Source organism: Colwellia meonggei, from assembly GCF_057537295.1.
Window position 1 is genome coordinate 225,851 of record NZ_BAAJLZ010000003.1, and the last position, 14,022, is coordinate 239,872.

Genomic DNA, 14,022 nt, shown 5'->3' on the forward strand with positions numbered 1-14,022 from the left:
TAAGCGGTAAAAAATTATTGTTAAGTTGTTTTTGTATATGTTAGCTTAGTATAAAATTTATATAGAGCTAACATTTTCATGGTAAAAATATCTCGCTTAAGTAAGTATATTCGATACTTGATCTTATTCCTTGCTTCCTTGCAGTTACTGGCATTTATTTTAATTGTTACAAATGGAGTAAATACCGAGTTGGGACAGCAAGTTATTGTTGATTTTGGCTTGTTTAATAGTAATTTTCATATTGAGTTTAGCCAATCATGGCAAGATATTGCCCAAGCGTTAAAAAAAGAGAACTTTAATACCACGCTTATTTTAGGCTCAATAGAGCTACTACCATATCTGCTAATATATTTTTTCCTCTTACGCTTATTTACTTGCTACCAGCGTGGTGAGATTTTTACAACCAAGACTATCCACTGTTTAAAAATGCTAGGGAAAACATTACTTTTCTGGGTTGTACTGAACATTTGCTATCCCGTGATTGTTACCCTGTTTATTCGTTTTACCGGCTTGAGCGACAGCTTACCTATTATTCTTAACTTTGGCTCTACTGAACTTAAATACCTAATGATTGGCGGTATTATCTATGTTATTGCTTGGATAATGCATGAAGGTGTCTTAATTAAAGAACAACAAGAATTGGTGATCTAATGGCTATCATTATTGAATTAGATGTGATGCTGGCGAAAAGAAAAATGAAGTCGAATGATCTTGCCCAAGCTATTGGAATTACACCGCAAAACTTATCTGTTTTAAAAAGTGGTCGTGCAAAAGCAATACGTTTTTCAACCTTAGATGCTATTTGTCAGGCTTTAGAATGCTTACCGGGCGATATATTAATTTATCAAGATAAGGAGTCATAAAATGGAATTACAATATTGGCAGTTTTTTAATAATATTAAAATTAAAAATCAGTTGCTTAGTAGAGCGTTAATAGCGATTTCCGTGTTATTTTCCGGTAACTTACAGGCCGATGAAAGTGAGAATTCCACTGTAAGTTTAGTTGAATATCAGCCGTATATGACGATTGGTATCACCCAAAATAAAGACATTGATATTAATGACTTTTATTTTACCAACCAAAGCATAGCTACCGACTTTGGTATTGGCTTAATAAAACCTTCTACTTTAGATAACGGTTGGCTGTTTAGTCAAAGTATTGAACTAAACTATGCAAGTTCTACATTTTCCGGCAGTTTTACTGAGGCCACTAACGATGCTAACGAATTTATCTATGCTGATGGCAAGCATCAGGAGTTAGCTGTAATTGGTCGTGCGAAGTTAAAAAAGCTGAATGTTTTTGAAAATGTTGCACCTTACCTTGAAGCAAGTGTTAATTTAATTAACGCTAGAAGCCGGTTTGACTCACCATTTGAATCACAAAATCATCGTCAATGGAAGCTAGGTTATCAACTATCAACGGGGTTGGAATTTAATATTAGAGAGGGCAATAGTATTTCATTCGGCATTGGGTTTACTGACGATAAAGATATTTAACTTCATCAAGAAAAAGCTTCAAAAAAATAACGCTGCGAAAGCCCGCTTAATGGCTTAGCTTAGTTTTCGTATGCATTAAAGTTAGCCATTTTTTATTAGTTACTAATCACTATTATTAGCCATAAAGGTTGCTTGTACATAGAGCCGCTTTATTTCTATGTCATGCGCTAATGCAAGCACCAAATATAGTCTAAAAATTACCATAATTAAGGGAATAAAAATGAAGAATAAATTACTACTGTTTGTGTTGTTATTTAATCTCGCTGCTTGTAGTGCAAAACTAACCGAAAGCGGCTTTATCGTGCAAGACAGTAAGCAATTGCCATATAGTTCACAGCAGTGGCATGATTGGCAGTTAAAGTATGAAACACAAAAATTAAAACCTATAACAGTCACTGTAGCAGAGCCAAGTGGAGAAATTGTAAAGCTCCATGGTATTTTTATCGATCAACCTAGTTCAGATGAGCTAATTTATTTTATACAAGGCAATGGTATGACGGTTGAAAGTTCGATGAAGTCAGTGATGGCATCGTTGATAAAGCTAGATAAAGATATTGTTATTTTTGATCGCAGAGGAACCGGAGCCAGTAGTGGTCGAGCGACAATTAATAACTTAATTTCAGACGCTAACGCTCAGTTTGATTTTATTGAACAAAGCTACTCACCGAATAAAATTATCATTCATGGCTTTTCATTGGGTAGCTTTATTGCGGGGCAAGTCGCAAAAAATAAAAAGATTGATGGATTAGTTTTACAGGGCTCTGCCACTAATGTTGATGAATGGATTGATGCTCGTATGCCATGGTACAGTAAAATATTTGTGACTATTGATGTTGAGCAGGCATTTTATCAAGTTGATAACAAAGCCGTATTAGCTAATGACTATTCTAAACCGCTTCTGATTATAGCGGGTGAAAATGACCAACAAGCTCCCGCTATTTTGTCACAACGTTTATTTGACGCTAGTCAGTCAGAGAACAAAACCTTACATGTGGTTGACGATGCAACTCACGGAAATATGTTGGCAGAAAGGCAAGCAATACGGGTGTATAAAGAGTTTTTAGCAAGTTTATAGACTGCAATAAATATAGTCGTGTTCCACCGTACTTGCTGTTTGTGTATTGCCGATGCTAAAGTGAAATAAGTTTATGCATTACAAACAATATATTATCGTTAGCTTTTGAGTCTATCGTAGAGATTGTTTTAGAAAATATTTTGGCCGTTAAAAAGTGATATTTGTTAGTCACTTTTAATTATAAGGAGTGGTGATGTTAGTTTTAGTTTTACTTACTGCAATTTGGGCAATTTTAATGTTGCGTTCAGGCATTGCAGAGTACCAGTATTATCAATCAGTAAAAGTACACGAGCCTGCAATTTGGCAACAGCTTGGCTCACCGACATTTTTGAAAATCCCTATGGTTTTTGTTTCGCCTACAGCTTCAAAGTTATTGAAAAACATTGTTAATGAAACAGTTTGCATGCATGCTAAAAAGCATCGACAAGCAGGCATTCAATTTTTATCTTATATAGTGTTGGTGTTAGTTGTAGGCATCGGCTACTTTAAGTTTGCATAGTAATTAATTGTCCGTTTAACCATTTAAAATAGCCTGAAAGGTGTATGGCTGGTAAGCCGACTGTAGACACCTAATAGCAAGGAACTTTGAAATAATGTCATCTAACTTAAAACATAAATTATGTTGAATTCCCCGCTCGAGACATTCCCGCAACGAAAGACTTTTTTGAACGAGCATTTAATTGGACGTTTCAAGATTACGGTCCTGAATACACGGCTTTTTCTGATCAAGGAATAGATGGCGGATTTTATCACTCAGAGTTAACAGCACTAGCAGCACAAGGTTCGGCTTTATTGGTACTAAAAAGTGATAACTTAGAGGGGACTCAAGCAATAGTTGAATCGGCTGGTGGCGAAATATCTACTGCTATTTTCTCGTTTCCCGGTGGTCGTCGTTTTCATTTTATTGAACCTAGCGGCAATGAATTTGCTGTTTGGTCACTTACTACTGACTAGGCACTACTGATTAATTGCAACAGAAAAAACGCTGTTACTTGTGCAAGTAACAGCGTTTTAATTTTTCGCTAAGCGTGCTAATAGTTACATCACAAGCCGTTGTGATATTGAATATTGGTTGATTCCGGTACTAAGTTATTTAGCTGGTTAACGGCAGGTTGACTGTTTGACTCTTGGTTTGATAATAAGTCTTCAAATTGTGCAATTAGTATCTTTTTATCTGGTGATACTCTATCGCCTGCGCCAATGTTGGTTAAATCAATCATAAAGCCATCAAATAAGTGTGATAAGTCTTCAATAATTTCCATATTCAAAAACTGATCTTGGTTATAAATGCTCGGGTAGCCGGCTTTTTGTTTATCAATAGCAAACGACGCCCCCTTAAGGTTTGTAATACTTGTCGATTTATCACATGAAAGCATACAACCGTTGTCGATCCGTGGCTTTTCACAACCAACACTCTGCTGGAAGAAACATTGTCGGCTGGTCATCAATAAAATAGGGTGATAAATGCTATAGAACAATTTAAAGTTTTCTGGGCGGGCAATATTTTTTATTTGTGATGCGTTAATTTCGTTAGAAATAAAGGCGCCATTACAGTCAAAGTCTTCTTTCAGTGCCATAAGCGCATATGAGTTAGTGGTATTTAAAAACGGTCCTGCGATCCATTTCAATCCTAATTCATTGGCACGAAAGGCAATACCGGTATTGTTAGTTACAATAAGCTCAGGCCTTACTTGCTCTAAAATATTTACTGCTACGTCGTAATCTTTACCAATTAATACCGCTGGGAACCACGGAATTAAACGCGGGTTCGCCTTTAGAAAGTCAACATATTTTGTGCAGCCTCGCTTGTAGGCATCAGGTAATTTGAAGTAAATATCGGCGTCAGTAACATTGGCTAGCTCAACATCAGTATCGTCACATATTAGTATTGATAATTTCGCTTTACTGCCTTTTTTAAGCGCAACTTTTGGGTGATTAATTAACGGCGGCAAGGTTACTTCTGGTAGTACGCTAACTTTATTATTTAATTGTTTAGCAATGTTATTTTTGAGGGCTGTTAATTCTTTAAATGGAATGCTTAAACCTTGCGCTAATTTATCGCAGTCAATTTCTTTAAGTAAAAATTCAGCATTGTTAAAGCTTTTAAAGCGCTTATTGATAGTGGCTAAATCAATATAGGCTTTGTCACTACTTCTCAATAAGCTAGTCGATTGTAGGGTAAAACTATTTTGCTCGATAGAAAAACCCTCGGTAGTAACCGTTACTGAGAGCGGTTGTTCAATTTGACCTGAAAAAGCTAAGGTTAATGGCACTTTTTCGATGCTTAAGTGTTTAATTTTCTCCACAACTTCTGCTTCAATAGTATTTTTATCGACTTGGAGGTTCTGCTCAACATCTTGAATTTGTACAACTGAAATAGCTTGGCTTTCATCAGCTTTGAATTTATTTACCGCGTGAATTTTTGAGTTATCTCGAGGGTTATCAATAAACATTGACTGATTTAAGTCACCACGCAAAAAGGCATTAGAAAAATCGCGATTAAATACTTTGTATAAACGTTCGCCGTCTTCAGTTAGTTCACCAGTAGTGAGGAAACCGTCAATTTGTTTACGAAAACTATCAACTACTGTGTGAACGTAGTTAGCACCTTTAATACGGCCTTCTATTTTAAAGGAGTGTACACCTGCGTCGATAAGCGCAGGTAAGTCAAAAAAGGCAGAATTGTCTTTAATATTAAGTGGGAAATTATTACCAGACGGCGTAGTTTCGTATTCTTCTCGACATGCTTGACTACAGCGACCGCGGTTACCGGAATTACCGACACTGGCAGACGTTGAATAACATAAGCCCGAAAAGGCCACACATAATGAACCATGTACAAATACTTCGGTGAGTACGTCTTGCTCTACACATACTTTATTTATTGCGGTAATTTCACGTAGGTTTAACTCGCGTGATAAATTAACGCGAGATGCACCAAGCTTTTTCAAAAATGGAATTTGGCCAATATTATGCGTTGTTAATTGGGTGGAAGCATGAATATCTAACGTTGGGAAATGTTTCTTTATGATGTTAAACATGCCGATATCTTGCACGATTACACCATCTAATGTGGTGTTTACTAATTTGCTTAATAATTTGGCAATCGATTTAAATTCACGCTCTAAAATAATAACATTTAGCGTTAAGAATATTTGGCAATCGTATTGATGGGCTAAACGAATAATGCCAATGAGTTGTTCAAATGAGATATTGGAAGCGCGATTTCGGGCATTTAAGGTATCTAAGCCACAATATACCGCGTCAGCTCCTGCAATAATTGCCGCTTTAATTGCATCGACATCGCCGCCAGGGGCTAATAATTCAATTTTATGATCCATTTATACAACTTTTTATTCGCTAAATTTAAGAGCAGAGATTTTACCCGTATATTTGCACAATGAATACCGTTAAAATGAGCTATTACTCCCAGTTATCGTGCAAAAATAATAAAATCATGTCATTACCTATTTTGTATTCATTAAGAAATTGTCCATATGCCATGCGTGCACGTATCGCGATTTATAAATCGCAACAACCTATTGCTCTGCGAGGTATTGTACTCAGTAATAAGCCCAATGAAATGATTTTAGCTTCTCCAAAAGCAACGGTGCCGGTTTTGGTGTTAGACGAGGATAGGTTAAAGGAAAATGAAGACGGGCAACAAATTCAAGTCATTGATGAAAGTTTCGACATTATGCTCTGGGCACTTAATAACGCTGATCCCAATGATTTACTACATAAAAACCAGCCTGAGCATTTGACTGAAATGCTAGCGCTAGTTAATAAGTTTGATAGCGAGTTTAAAGTGCGCTTAGAAGCCTATAAATGTGCCAAGCGTTATCATGAAACTACATTAATTGATTGTCGAAAAGCCTGTGAAGAATATATTCAATTATTAGAAGTCCGCTTAACTGAACATGAGTTTTTATTTTCAGCACGTGAAAGTTTTGCTGATATTGCGTTGCTACCTTTTATTCGTCAATTCGCTCGAGTTGAAAGGCAGTGGTACTTGCAGTCACCTTATCCTTGTTTGCAAAAATGGTTAAACCGATACTTACAAAGCCCAATGTTCACCAAAGTTATGGCGAAGCATCCACTTTGGATAGATACGGGCGAAGAAGTAGTTTTTGTTGGAAACTAAAAGTGAGCTGGTTCTCAAAAAAGAGTGTCATTCAGGTAAATTAGCTACGGTACTCATAAGCATTACTTTGTTCGCCATATAATTGCATGGTGCCAATAAAGCTAAAATTTATTTTTTTCAGTAAATTATGTGAGCTCTGGTTAGTGAGAGAGGTAACTGCCATAATAGTATTTAGGGAGTGTTTTTTAACTTCATTTTTTAATACCGCGTCAGCGGCTTCAACGGCATAACCTTGACCACAAAACTCTGGTAAAAAGGCGTAGCCTAAATCTGGGTAATCAAGTTCAGGCCTTTTCAGTAATCCACACATACCAATAAGTGTTTCATGGGTAACTGTATCGCTAGTCTTTAACAATACGGCATATAAACCAAAACCATATTCTTTATAGTTTGCCATTGGTCCATTTGTTAGGTAGTTTTCTGCATCGATAATTGTTCTTACTTGCTTGTCGGCAATATTCTCAATGAATGATTTTTCATTAAGTAATCGGACGATAAACTCGGCATCGTCAAGGCTAAACTGTTTGATAGTTAATCTTGGTGTTTGGCAAATTTGTTTCACTTAATTCCCTCTGTTTATTACTGCTGTGATAGCTTCTTAGTATTTTTATGAACAATACAAATAGCTGACCAAGATGCATTCAACACCTTAGCCAGCTATGTTTAAGTACTAGTGCCAATATTATTTCTGATATTACTGGACTACAAAAATATTGCTAGTGGCGTTAAGGTCAAGTACACCGATACACGTATCACTTTCGTCAGTTACCATCATACGATCACCAATGGCCCAGAAGGTCTCTGTGTATATTTCACCTTCTGCAAGTGTTGCGTAAACGTTAGTCAGTAATGGCTCTCCGGTATTATTGTTGATCCAATATAATTTCACGGGTGTGGTGAGAGTATTGGCTACCTGTAAGTCTGGTGCATTACCTGATTCACGTGTATATGGCACTGCCAAATCACAACTATCAATTTCAGCTGTTGGCTCTGGAATTTCAACAGGTGGCGCTTCGTCCATCGCATTTTCTACCATCGCCTCCGTAACGGTAAAGGTGTTGTTTTCATCGTTTAATAATGCAACACCTAAACAATTTTCAGCGCCATCAGTTAGCATAATGCGATGACCTATATCCCAATCATCAGCAGTGTAGCTTTCATCTTTAGCTAAGGTTGCATATGAATTACCTGATTTATCACCAGAGCTGCGACTTAACCAGTAAACTTTTACTAGTTTGTCGGTTGGGTTGGTAATGGATAATTCAAGTGCTGGCTTAGCTGAATCGTAGTAAGTTTCTGCTAAGCTACAGGTGCCAATAGTCCCTTTTTCTGGCCAATGCGGTAGATACGGTTCCGTTGCTTCAACTAAGGGGAGTTGTTCTGGTAATGTTACGGCACAATCAGTTCCAGCACAGGCACTAAAGTATAAATCGATGATATCTGAGCCGATAAAATCAGATGAAACGGCAATATAGTATTTGCCTGACTCTGGCGTTGTTATCGTACAAGTTTCCTCATTTGTGTCTTCAGTTACGGCTTGACAGATGAATTCACTATCAATATCAGGGTGCACTGCAGCACCTTTTTTAACCCATAAATCAACGTTTCCTGAACCACCATTAGTTGAAAATGATACTGACTCTAACCCCGCAGGTACATCGACAGAAAATAACCAGCCACCACGGCCATTAATATGTTTGTAGTCGCCTAAAGGTAAAATCTCTGCGCTATTATGATATTGTTCTGTTAACGTCGTTGTTGACCAGAATTCAAACTCGCTTTGAGTGTCAGTTGCAATATTGGCAAGCAAGGCATCATATTCTGTCCATTCACCAGCACGCATATGAATTAGCATTTGATTAACCAATTCAGGATGACTTTCAATTAAGAAGGCGACAGCCAATTGCCCCCATGAGTAAAAGTTAGCTTCTCCTGCAAAAATTTCTGCCAAAGTATATGGGTCTTCACTTTGTGCAGTTGTAACTCGCGGGTAGGGCTGAAGGTAAAAGGTACTTAAATACTCGGCAAGGCCTTCGCTCCACCAACCTAAGTTGCTTTTGTAGCCACCTTCTTTATTGTATCTACCATCTAACGCATGCACATATTCATGATTGAGTGAGCGAATAACAGAGCGGCCTTCACTCCATTCTAAGGCATCAAATGTCCAAATATCTGAACTATGCCACCAATTTGTCGGACTAGTTTCAAAGTAAATGCCGCTGGTATTGCTGGTATCATATAAATGCTCAGCCCATGAAGCGTGGTTAGATAAGCTCTCAAATATATGGATATTTGTTATTTCGTTAAGATCATTTTCTACAGGTTGCTGAAATTCAGGTGTAATGTCAGAGCTTAATACTTGATCGAAAATACGCTTTGTTTTGCTGACCACCGCACAGGCTTCTTCAAGTTGTTCGTTGCTCATATTTTGAGCGCGAATTCTTACCGGCTCGTCACATAGCATATTACCGCTAAATAATGCGGTGGTAGCAAACATTGAAGCATCTACTGCATCGCCACCTTCATATGCGTCAATATATATGTGATAGCGGCCCGCTTTTGGCTTATCAATAATACAAGATTCATTGTAGTTTGAGCCGTTGTATGACACACAGTCAAACACACCGTGTTCACCAGGGCTGGCGGCTTCTTCAAATTTTACATAAACATCAGGATCGCCTAAATCTTTATTTTCTACGCCACTAAAAAGGCTAACAACAAGTGTTTCGGCATCTTCTTCAACATCAACATAGTATGAAACACCTTGACCTTCAGTGGTATTAATATGCGTTTTTACTACACCAAGTTTCAACGCTTCAACATCTACGCTGGTGAAATCTACCTCAGGCTCTGGTGTAACCACTGGTGTCGGTGGTACTTCTACTACTTCAGTTTTTGAATCGCTTCCACCACAGCCAGCTAGTGCAATTAGCACTGCACTGGTGAGTGTTAATTTTCTAAAAGACATTTTCTTTCCCTCAAATTATAAATTTTTATTGTTATGTTTTTTTCTCAGTTTTTCTTATTGGCAATTAAATATGGCAGCTAGGTATTGCTGTTATTTATAGCTTGGTTATATGTAACATAAATTTAAATATATTGTAAATTGTATGCAATATATTATTTTAAGATAATATAAAAATTAATAGAATTACGTGTTAAAGGTGAAGGGAGACTGGTAAAAGTGAAAAAGTGACTAGTTATAGAAATTTAGAGATAAAAAAAGCTCATACTTAATAACTAAGTATGAGCATTATAGCTAGAGAGATAAGCCTATGAAATGTTAGATAACTTGTTGATAAATAGCAAAGCTAAGTGCTGGCATTACAATGCTAATTTCACCGTTACCCGTTTGAATAGGTTCGCTTTCGCCAGCGATTAATCGGTAGTTTTGCCCGTGTAAATTTATATCAGCACTGGCCTTTTTGTCGCTGGTATTGAAAACCACTAACATTTTTTCATTGCTGACTGCGTCTTGATCTCCGTTTATTGTGCGAGTTACGGCAAAAATACCGTTGTCATCAGCTTGGAATACTGTTTTTTGCTCACCACGACGCAAAGCTGGATATTGATAAAAAATATCAGCATATTGTGCAAAACTTTGATAAATAGGGTGTGATGTATCAAAATTGTCATCAGCTGTGGTTGCATCGGTCGCTAATAAGTCATCATCGTTATAGCTAGCAACTAGCGATGGCATCATATCTTGACGGGATGCTTGGTCACCGCCATCACCAACAAAGCCTTGCTCATCCCCATAATAAATAATCGGAACGCCGCGCATAAAGTATGTCATGGCGTGAGCAAGTAAATTGCGTTTGATCATTTGCTCTTCGTTGTAGTTAAATTCGCTAGACTTTAACTTGTAGGCAAAACGCCCCATGTCATGATTACCGGTAAAGTTCATTAACTGGTTTGCGTCACTGTCGTGATCAAGGTAGTCAACATCATTTGCAAAAAGATCCGCTAGTGCTTTGGTACCTTTTTGTTCGACTAATGCTTGAGTCATTGCACTTTGAAATGCAAAATCTAATACGGATTGCATATTACCGGCGGTTGTATATTCACTGAGTTCTTTACTGGTGAAGCTATACACTTCGCCAAACATAAAAAAGTTTTTAATACCTTCTACTTGCGCATGTGTAACTAACGCAGGTGCGAAATCTGCCCAAAACTCGGTATTGACGTGTTTAACTGTATCAATACGAAAGCCATCAGGTTTAAACTCTGTGATCAGGTTCTTAAAGATATCAATCATACCTTTAACCACCTCTGGATCGTTGGTGTTAATATCATCAAGGCCTGCAAAGTCACCACGTTTTGAGCTTTCACCTTGCCAAAATGAATCACCTTGGTTGTGATAATATTTAGTATCGTTTAACCAAGTAGGAATTTTAAGTTGTTCTTGGCCTTTTGGAATAACGGTTGTGTACTTATCGCCATTAGCTAATTGTTCTACTGATTTAAATGGACAGCCTTTATCGGTTGCTACTAGCCATTGTAATCCATCGTCGCCATGACATTCAGTGTATTTGATAACATCAGCAGTGTGATTAGTAATAATGTCAAAGTAGATTTTTATGTTTTCATTATGAGCACTAGCAATGAGATCTTTTAAGTCATTATTGCTGCCTAAATGCGGGTCAATTTCAGTAAAGTCTAACACCCAGTAACCATGATAACCTGAACTGTCAGCTTGCATGGCTTGGTTTCGTAAAATTGGCGTTAGCCAAATAGCGGAAATGCCAAGATCTTTTAAATATGGCAGTTTTTCTTTTAAACCTTGAATGTCACCACCATGGTACATGCCTTTATTGGTTTTATCTAAACCACCAGCTGAAATGGGCTGAGTTTTTGAGCCCAAGTCATTATCAGTATTACCATTATGGAAGCGATCTGGCATAACAAAGTAAAACACTTCATCTTGCACATCACGTTCTAAATAATGCGGCAAATCGGCTGCAGTTTTATATGCTTGTTTTGTTTCTACTTTTGTCGCTTCTACTGCAGTTGCTGTTTCAACTTCTTGGCTGACATTACTTTCGTCGTTACAAGCAACCAATGCTAATGCAGCAGTAGATAAGATTAATGCGGATATTTTATTCTTTTTAAACATATTTTTTATCCAGTATTTAAGTATTAAGTTTTAGGACGAGCAACTCTCATCGCTGCGGCCAATTCAGAAACTGAGTCGGTTTGATCGAAGTTTTCGATACTCACCGGTAATTTTTGTAACCAATTTGGATGTTCGTCAATGGTGCCGGGAATATTAACCTGCTCGACTACCTCTAAAGCATCTTCAAGTGGAATAAGTTGTATATGACTTGGTGCTTGCGCCATATATTTTTGTACTGCGAGTGTTAGCTCTCGGTTCATTTGCGCTGGTGCTTGCGCGGGAGCATTACTCATATTCATCACATTCAGATCATCTAGGGCAGCGACGAGTAATTGTCTATCTTCAATACGACTATTGCGTTCGTTTTGGCCCATTTCCTCATTAGGATACAAATTTAGCTCTTGACGCCATTCTAAATCTTTACCCGTCCACCAACCGCTAAGGGTCGGTAAATCATGGGTTGAAACAGTAACCATAGATTGTGCAGGATATAAGTCTGGGCGCATGAAAAAGCCAGAGTCCCAACGTTCAAAAAATAGTACTTTGTATGACAGCAAGCCAGCACGTGCCATTATTTCGCCAAAGCCATCTGGAACCGTACCCAAATCTTCACCGATAACGACACAGTTATTACGACGAGATTCTAAGGCGATAATGCGTAATATATCTTCTAATGGGAAAGTTATATAAACACCTTCATCGGCTTTCATACCTGGAGCAACCCAGTATTGGCGCATTAAACCGAGAATGTGGTCAATACGCAAGGCACCGGCATATTGCATATTACTACGCAGGGCTTTTACTAGCGGCTGGTAACCTTGTTTTTGAAGAGCCACTGGGTTGATAGGTGTTAAGCCCCAGTCTTGACCTAAAGTATTCATGGCATCTGGTGGCGCGCCAACAGCAGCACCGGCAACATAGACGTCTTTATCAGACCAAACATCAACTCCTGAGCCATCGCAACCTACTGCTAAATCTAAATATAGACCGACCGGCATGCCAAGGTTTGTTGCTTGCTCAGCAATTGATTTTAATTGGCGGTGAGCTAACCACTGTACGAAGCAAAAATAATCAATACGTTCAGCATGTTGCTGTTGAAATACTTTAACTTCATCACTGCTTGGAGATTGGAAAGCTGTTGGCCAATTTGGCCAGCCATAGGCATTAAAATCTGTTTTTCTAAAGTGTTCATATAGGGCTTCAAAGGTCGCCAACTGTAATAAATCATTACCTTGGTGTTGCTTAAAGTCGTTAAATTCAGCCATTTCAATTGGCGCTGTTTTGATAAAATCGCTAAATAGAATTTCTAAAATATCGAACTTAATATCGGCAACAGCAGGGTAGTCAATTAATTTTGTTTGCCGAGCATAGCTAATTTTATTCTGCACTTCTTCGCTGTTAAAACGTGTTTGAGCTGCTTCACAGCTACTAAAATTAGGCGTCTGTGTTATGTCGATATACAAAGTGTTTAAAAAGCAGCGACTTGTTGGTGAATAAGGACTGCGATGCGCTGGATTATTTTGATATAAAGGGTGTAACGGATTCAAGCCAATGACAGAGGCTTGTTGCTGTGCTGATTTCTCTACCAATTTCGCTAGGTCGCCAAAATCGCCCATGCCTAAGTTATTATCACTTTTAAGTGAGTATAACTGCGCGGCATAGCCCCACATTTTTTCACTTGACGCTTCTTGTGGACTATAACAAGTTTGAGGTGCGTATATAAGTGGACATTGTGCGCTAGTATTACCGTAATTTACGGTCAGTTGGTGATAACCTTGCGCCAATGTCGGTAATGTTAGTTCATATTTCGTGTAGGTTTGCTGATCAAATGTTGCAGAGTCAACTTTAGCTAATGAGCTAATTGACACCTCGTTACTGATAGTCTCACCTGATTCAAGGGTGATATGCCAGCTAATATCATTTTGCAAAGAACTAGCAAGGCTGATTATAATTTGATGTTGATCTGCTTCAAGCTTAGCAATGTGCGCAGGTGGTAATATGCTTAACCAAGGCTTTTGTTCTAATTCGGTAATGCTGTTGTTGATCGTTTCATTTGACGAAAGATCATAGCCCATAGCGTTAAGTAATGAATGTCTCGCTTCATCTTTTGCATGCACCTGCTCGCCAAAGGAATTGGTATATGTTGCGTGAAAGCCTACGAGTTCTGCAAGTTTCTCAATTAAATTCATT

Annotated in this window: 12 protein-coding genes; 7 read left to right on the forward strand and 5 right to left on the reverse strand. The window is 38.0% G+C overall.

All coding sequences use genetic code 11. The annotated features are described in order from the left end of the window. The first annotated feature begins 78 nt into the window (after window positions 1-78). From AC27E9_RS09480 to AC27E9_RS09505, 6 genes are all read left to right on the forward strand, one after another. Entirely contained in the window at window positions 79-651 is a 573-nt protein-coding gene (locus AC27E9_RS09480) for a DUF2975 domain-containing protein (RefSeq protein ID WP_487129533.1), read from the forward strand. Further along, window positions 651-863 (forward strand): helix-turn-helix domain-containing protein, encoded by a 213-nt coding sequence (locus tag AC27E9_RS09485; RefSeq protein ID WP_487129535.1) that lies wholly within the window; start codon window positions 651-653, stop codon window positions 861-863. The genes AC27E9_RS09480 and AC27E9_RS09485 overlap by 1 nt, the downstream gene beginning before the upstream one ends. Before the next feature lies 1 nt (window position 864). Continuing rightward, window positions 865-1,497, forward strand: a complete 633-nt coding sequence (locus AC27E9_RS09490) for a hypothetical protein (RefSeq protein ID WP_487129537.1) — start codon at window positions 865-867, stop codon at window positions 1,495-1,497. Window positions 1,498-1,717: 220 nt separating this feature from the next. After that, the gene (locus tag AC27E9_RS09495; protein WP_487129539.1) at window positions 1,718-2,572 is read left to right on the forward strand and encodes an alpha/beta hydrolase; all 855 of its coding nucleotides are present in this window, start codon (window positions 1,718-1,720) and stop codon (window positions 2,570-2,572) included. 193 nt (window positions 2,573-2,765) lie between these two features. Continuing rightward, window positions 2,766-3,071, forward strand: a complete 306-nt coding sequence (locus AC27E9_RS09500; RefSeq protein WP_487129541.1) for a hypothetical protein — start codon at window positions 2,766-2,768, stop codon at window positions 3,069-3,071. A gap of 113 nt (window positions 3,072-3,184) precedes the next feature. Continuing rightward, the gene (locus tag AC27E9_RS09505; protein ID WP_487130048.1) at window positions 3,185-3,526 is read left to right on the forward strand and encodes a VOC family protein; all 342 of its coding nucleotides are present in this window, start codon (window positions 3,185-3,187) and stop codon (window positions 3,524-3,526) included. Between the two features lie 89 nt (window positions 3,527-3,615). On the opposite strand, the gene AC27E9_RS09510 is transcribed toward AC27E9_RS09505, so the two are convergent. Continuing rightward, entirely contained in the window at window positions 3,616-5,913 is a 2,298-nt protein-coding gene (locus tag AC27E9_RS09510; RefSeq protein WP_487129543.1) for a peptidase U32 family protein, read from the reverse strand. Between the two features lie 116 nt (window positions 5,914-6,029). Between AC27E9_RS09510 and AC27E9_RS09515 the strand changes: the two genes are divergently transcribed. Continuing rightward, a complete protein-coding gene (locus AC27E9_RS09515; protein WP_487129545.1) occupies window positions 6,030-6,716 on the forward strand; it encodes a glutathione S-transferase in 687 nt (228 codons plus the stop codon). A gap of 40 nt (window positions 6,717-6,756) precedes the next feature. Here AC27E9_RS09515 and AC27E9_RS09520 read toward each other — a convergent pair whose 3' ends face one another. The 4 genes from AC27E9_RS09520 to malQ all read right to left on the reverse strand — a co-directional run bounded on the left by AC27E9_RS09520 (window position 6,757) and on the right by malQ (window position 14,021). Continuing rightward, a complete protein-coding gene (locus tag AC27E9_RS09520) occupies window positions 6,757-7,278 on the reverse strand; it encodes a GNAT family N-acetyltransferase (protein WP_487129546.1) in 522 nt (173 codons plus the stop codon). Window positions 7,279-7,410: 132 nt separating this feature from the next. Further along, window positions 7,411-9,684, reverse strand: a complete 2,274-nt coding sequence (locus AC27E9_RS09525) for a collagenase (protein WP_487129548.1) — start codon at window positions 9,682-9,684, stop codon at window positions 7,411-7,413. A gap of 315 nt (window positions 9,685-9,999) precedes the next feature. Then, entirely contained in the window at window positions 10,000-11,832 is a 1,833-nt protein-coding gene (locus tag AC27E9_RS09530; protein ID WP_487129550.1) for an alpha-amylase family glycosyl hydrolase, read from the reverse strand. Between the two features lie 23 nt (window positions 11,833-11,855). After that, window positions 11,856-14,021, reverse strand: a complete 2,166-nt coding sequence (malQ, locus tag AC27E9_RS09535; protein ID WP_487129552.1) for a 4-alpha-glucanotransferase — start codon at window positions 14,019-14,021, stop codon at window positions 11,856-11,858. Between the last annotated feature and the right edge of the window lies 1 nt (window position 14,022).

Bases quoted from the DNA above. Each gene is read 5' to 3' on its own strand.
- AC27E9_RS09480 (WP_487129533.1), top strand. From the start codon at position 79: ATGGTAAAAATATCTCGCTTAAGTAAGTATATTCGATACTTGATCTTA.
- AC27E9_RS09485 (WP_487129535.1), top strand. From the start codon at position 651: ATGGCTATCATTATTGAATTAGATGTGATGCTGGCGAAAAGAAAAATG.
- AC27E9_RS09490 (WP_487129537.1), top strand. From the start codon at position 865: ATGGAATTACAATATTGGCAGTTTTTTAATAATATTAAAATTAAAAAT.
- AC27E9_RS09495 (WP_487129539.1), top strand. From the start codon at position 1,718: ATGAAGAATAAATTACTACTGTTTGTGTTGTTATTTAATCTCGCTGCT.
- AC27E9_RS09500 (WP_487129541.1), top strand. From the start codon at position 2,766: ATGTTAGTTTTAGTTTTACTTACTGCAATTTGGGCAATTTTAATGTTG.
- AC27E9_RS09510 (WP_487129543.1), bottom strand. From the start codon at position 5,913: ATGGATCATAAAATTGAATTATTAGCCCCTGGCGGCGATGTCGATGCA.
- AC27E9_RS09515 (WP_487129545.1), top strand. From the start codon at position 6,030: ATGTCATTACCTATTTTGTATTCATTAAGAAATTGTCCATATGCCATG.
- AC27E9_RS09525 (WP_487129548.1), bottom strand. From the start codon at position 9,684: ATGTCTTTTAGAAAATTAACACTCACCAGTGCAGTGCTAATTGCACTA.
- AC27E9_RS09530 (WP_487129550.1), bottom strand. From the start codon at position 11,832: ATGTTTAAAAAGAATAAAATATCCGCATTAATCTTATCTACTGCTGCA.
- malQ (WP_487129552.1), bottom strand. From the start codon at position 14,021: ATGAATTTAATTGAGAAACTTGCAGAACTCGTAGGCTTTCACGCAACA.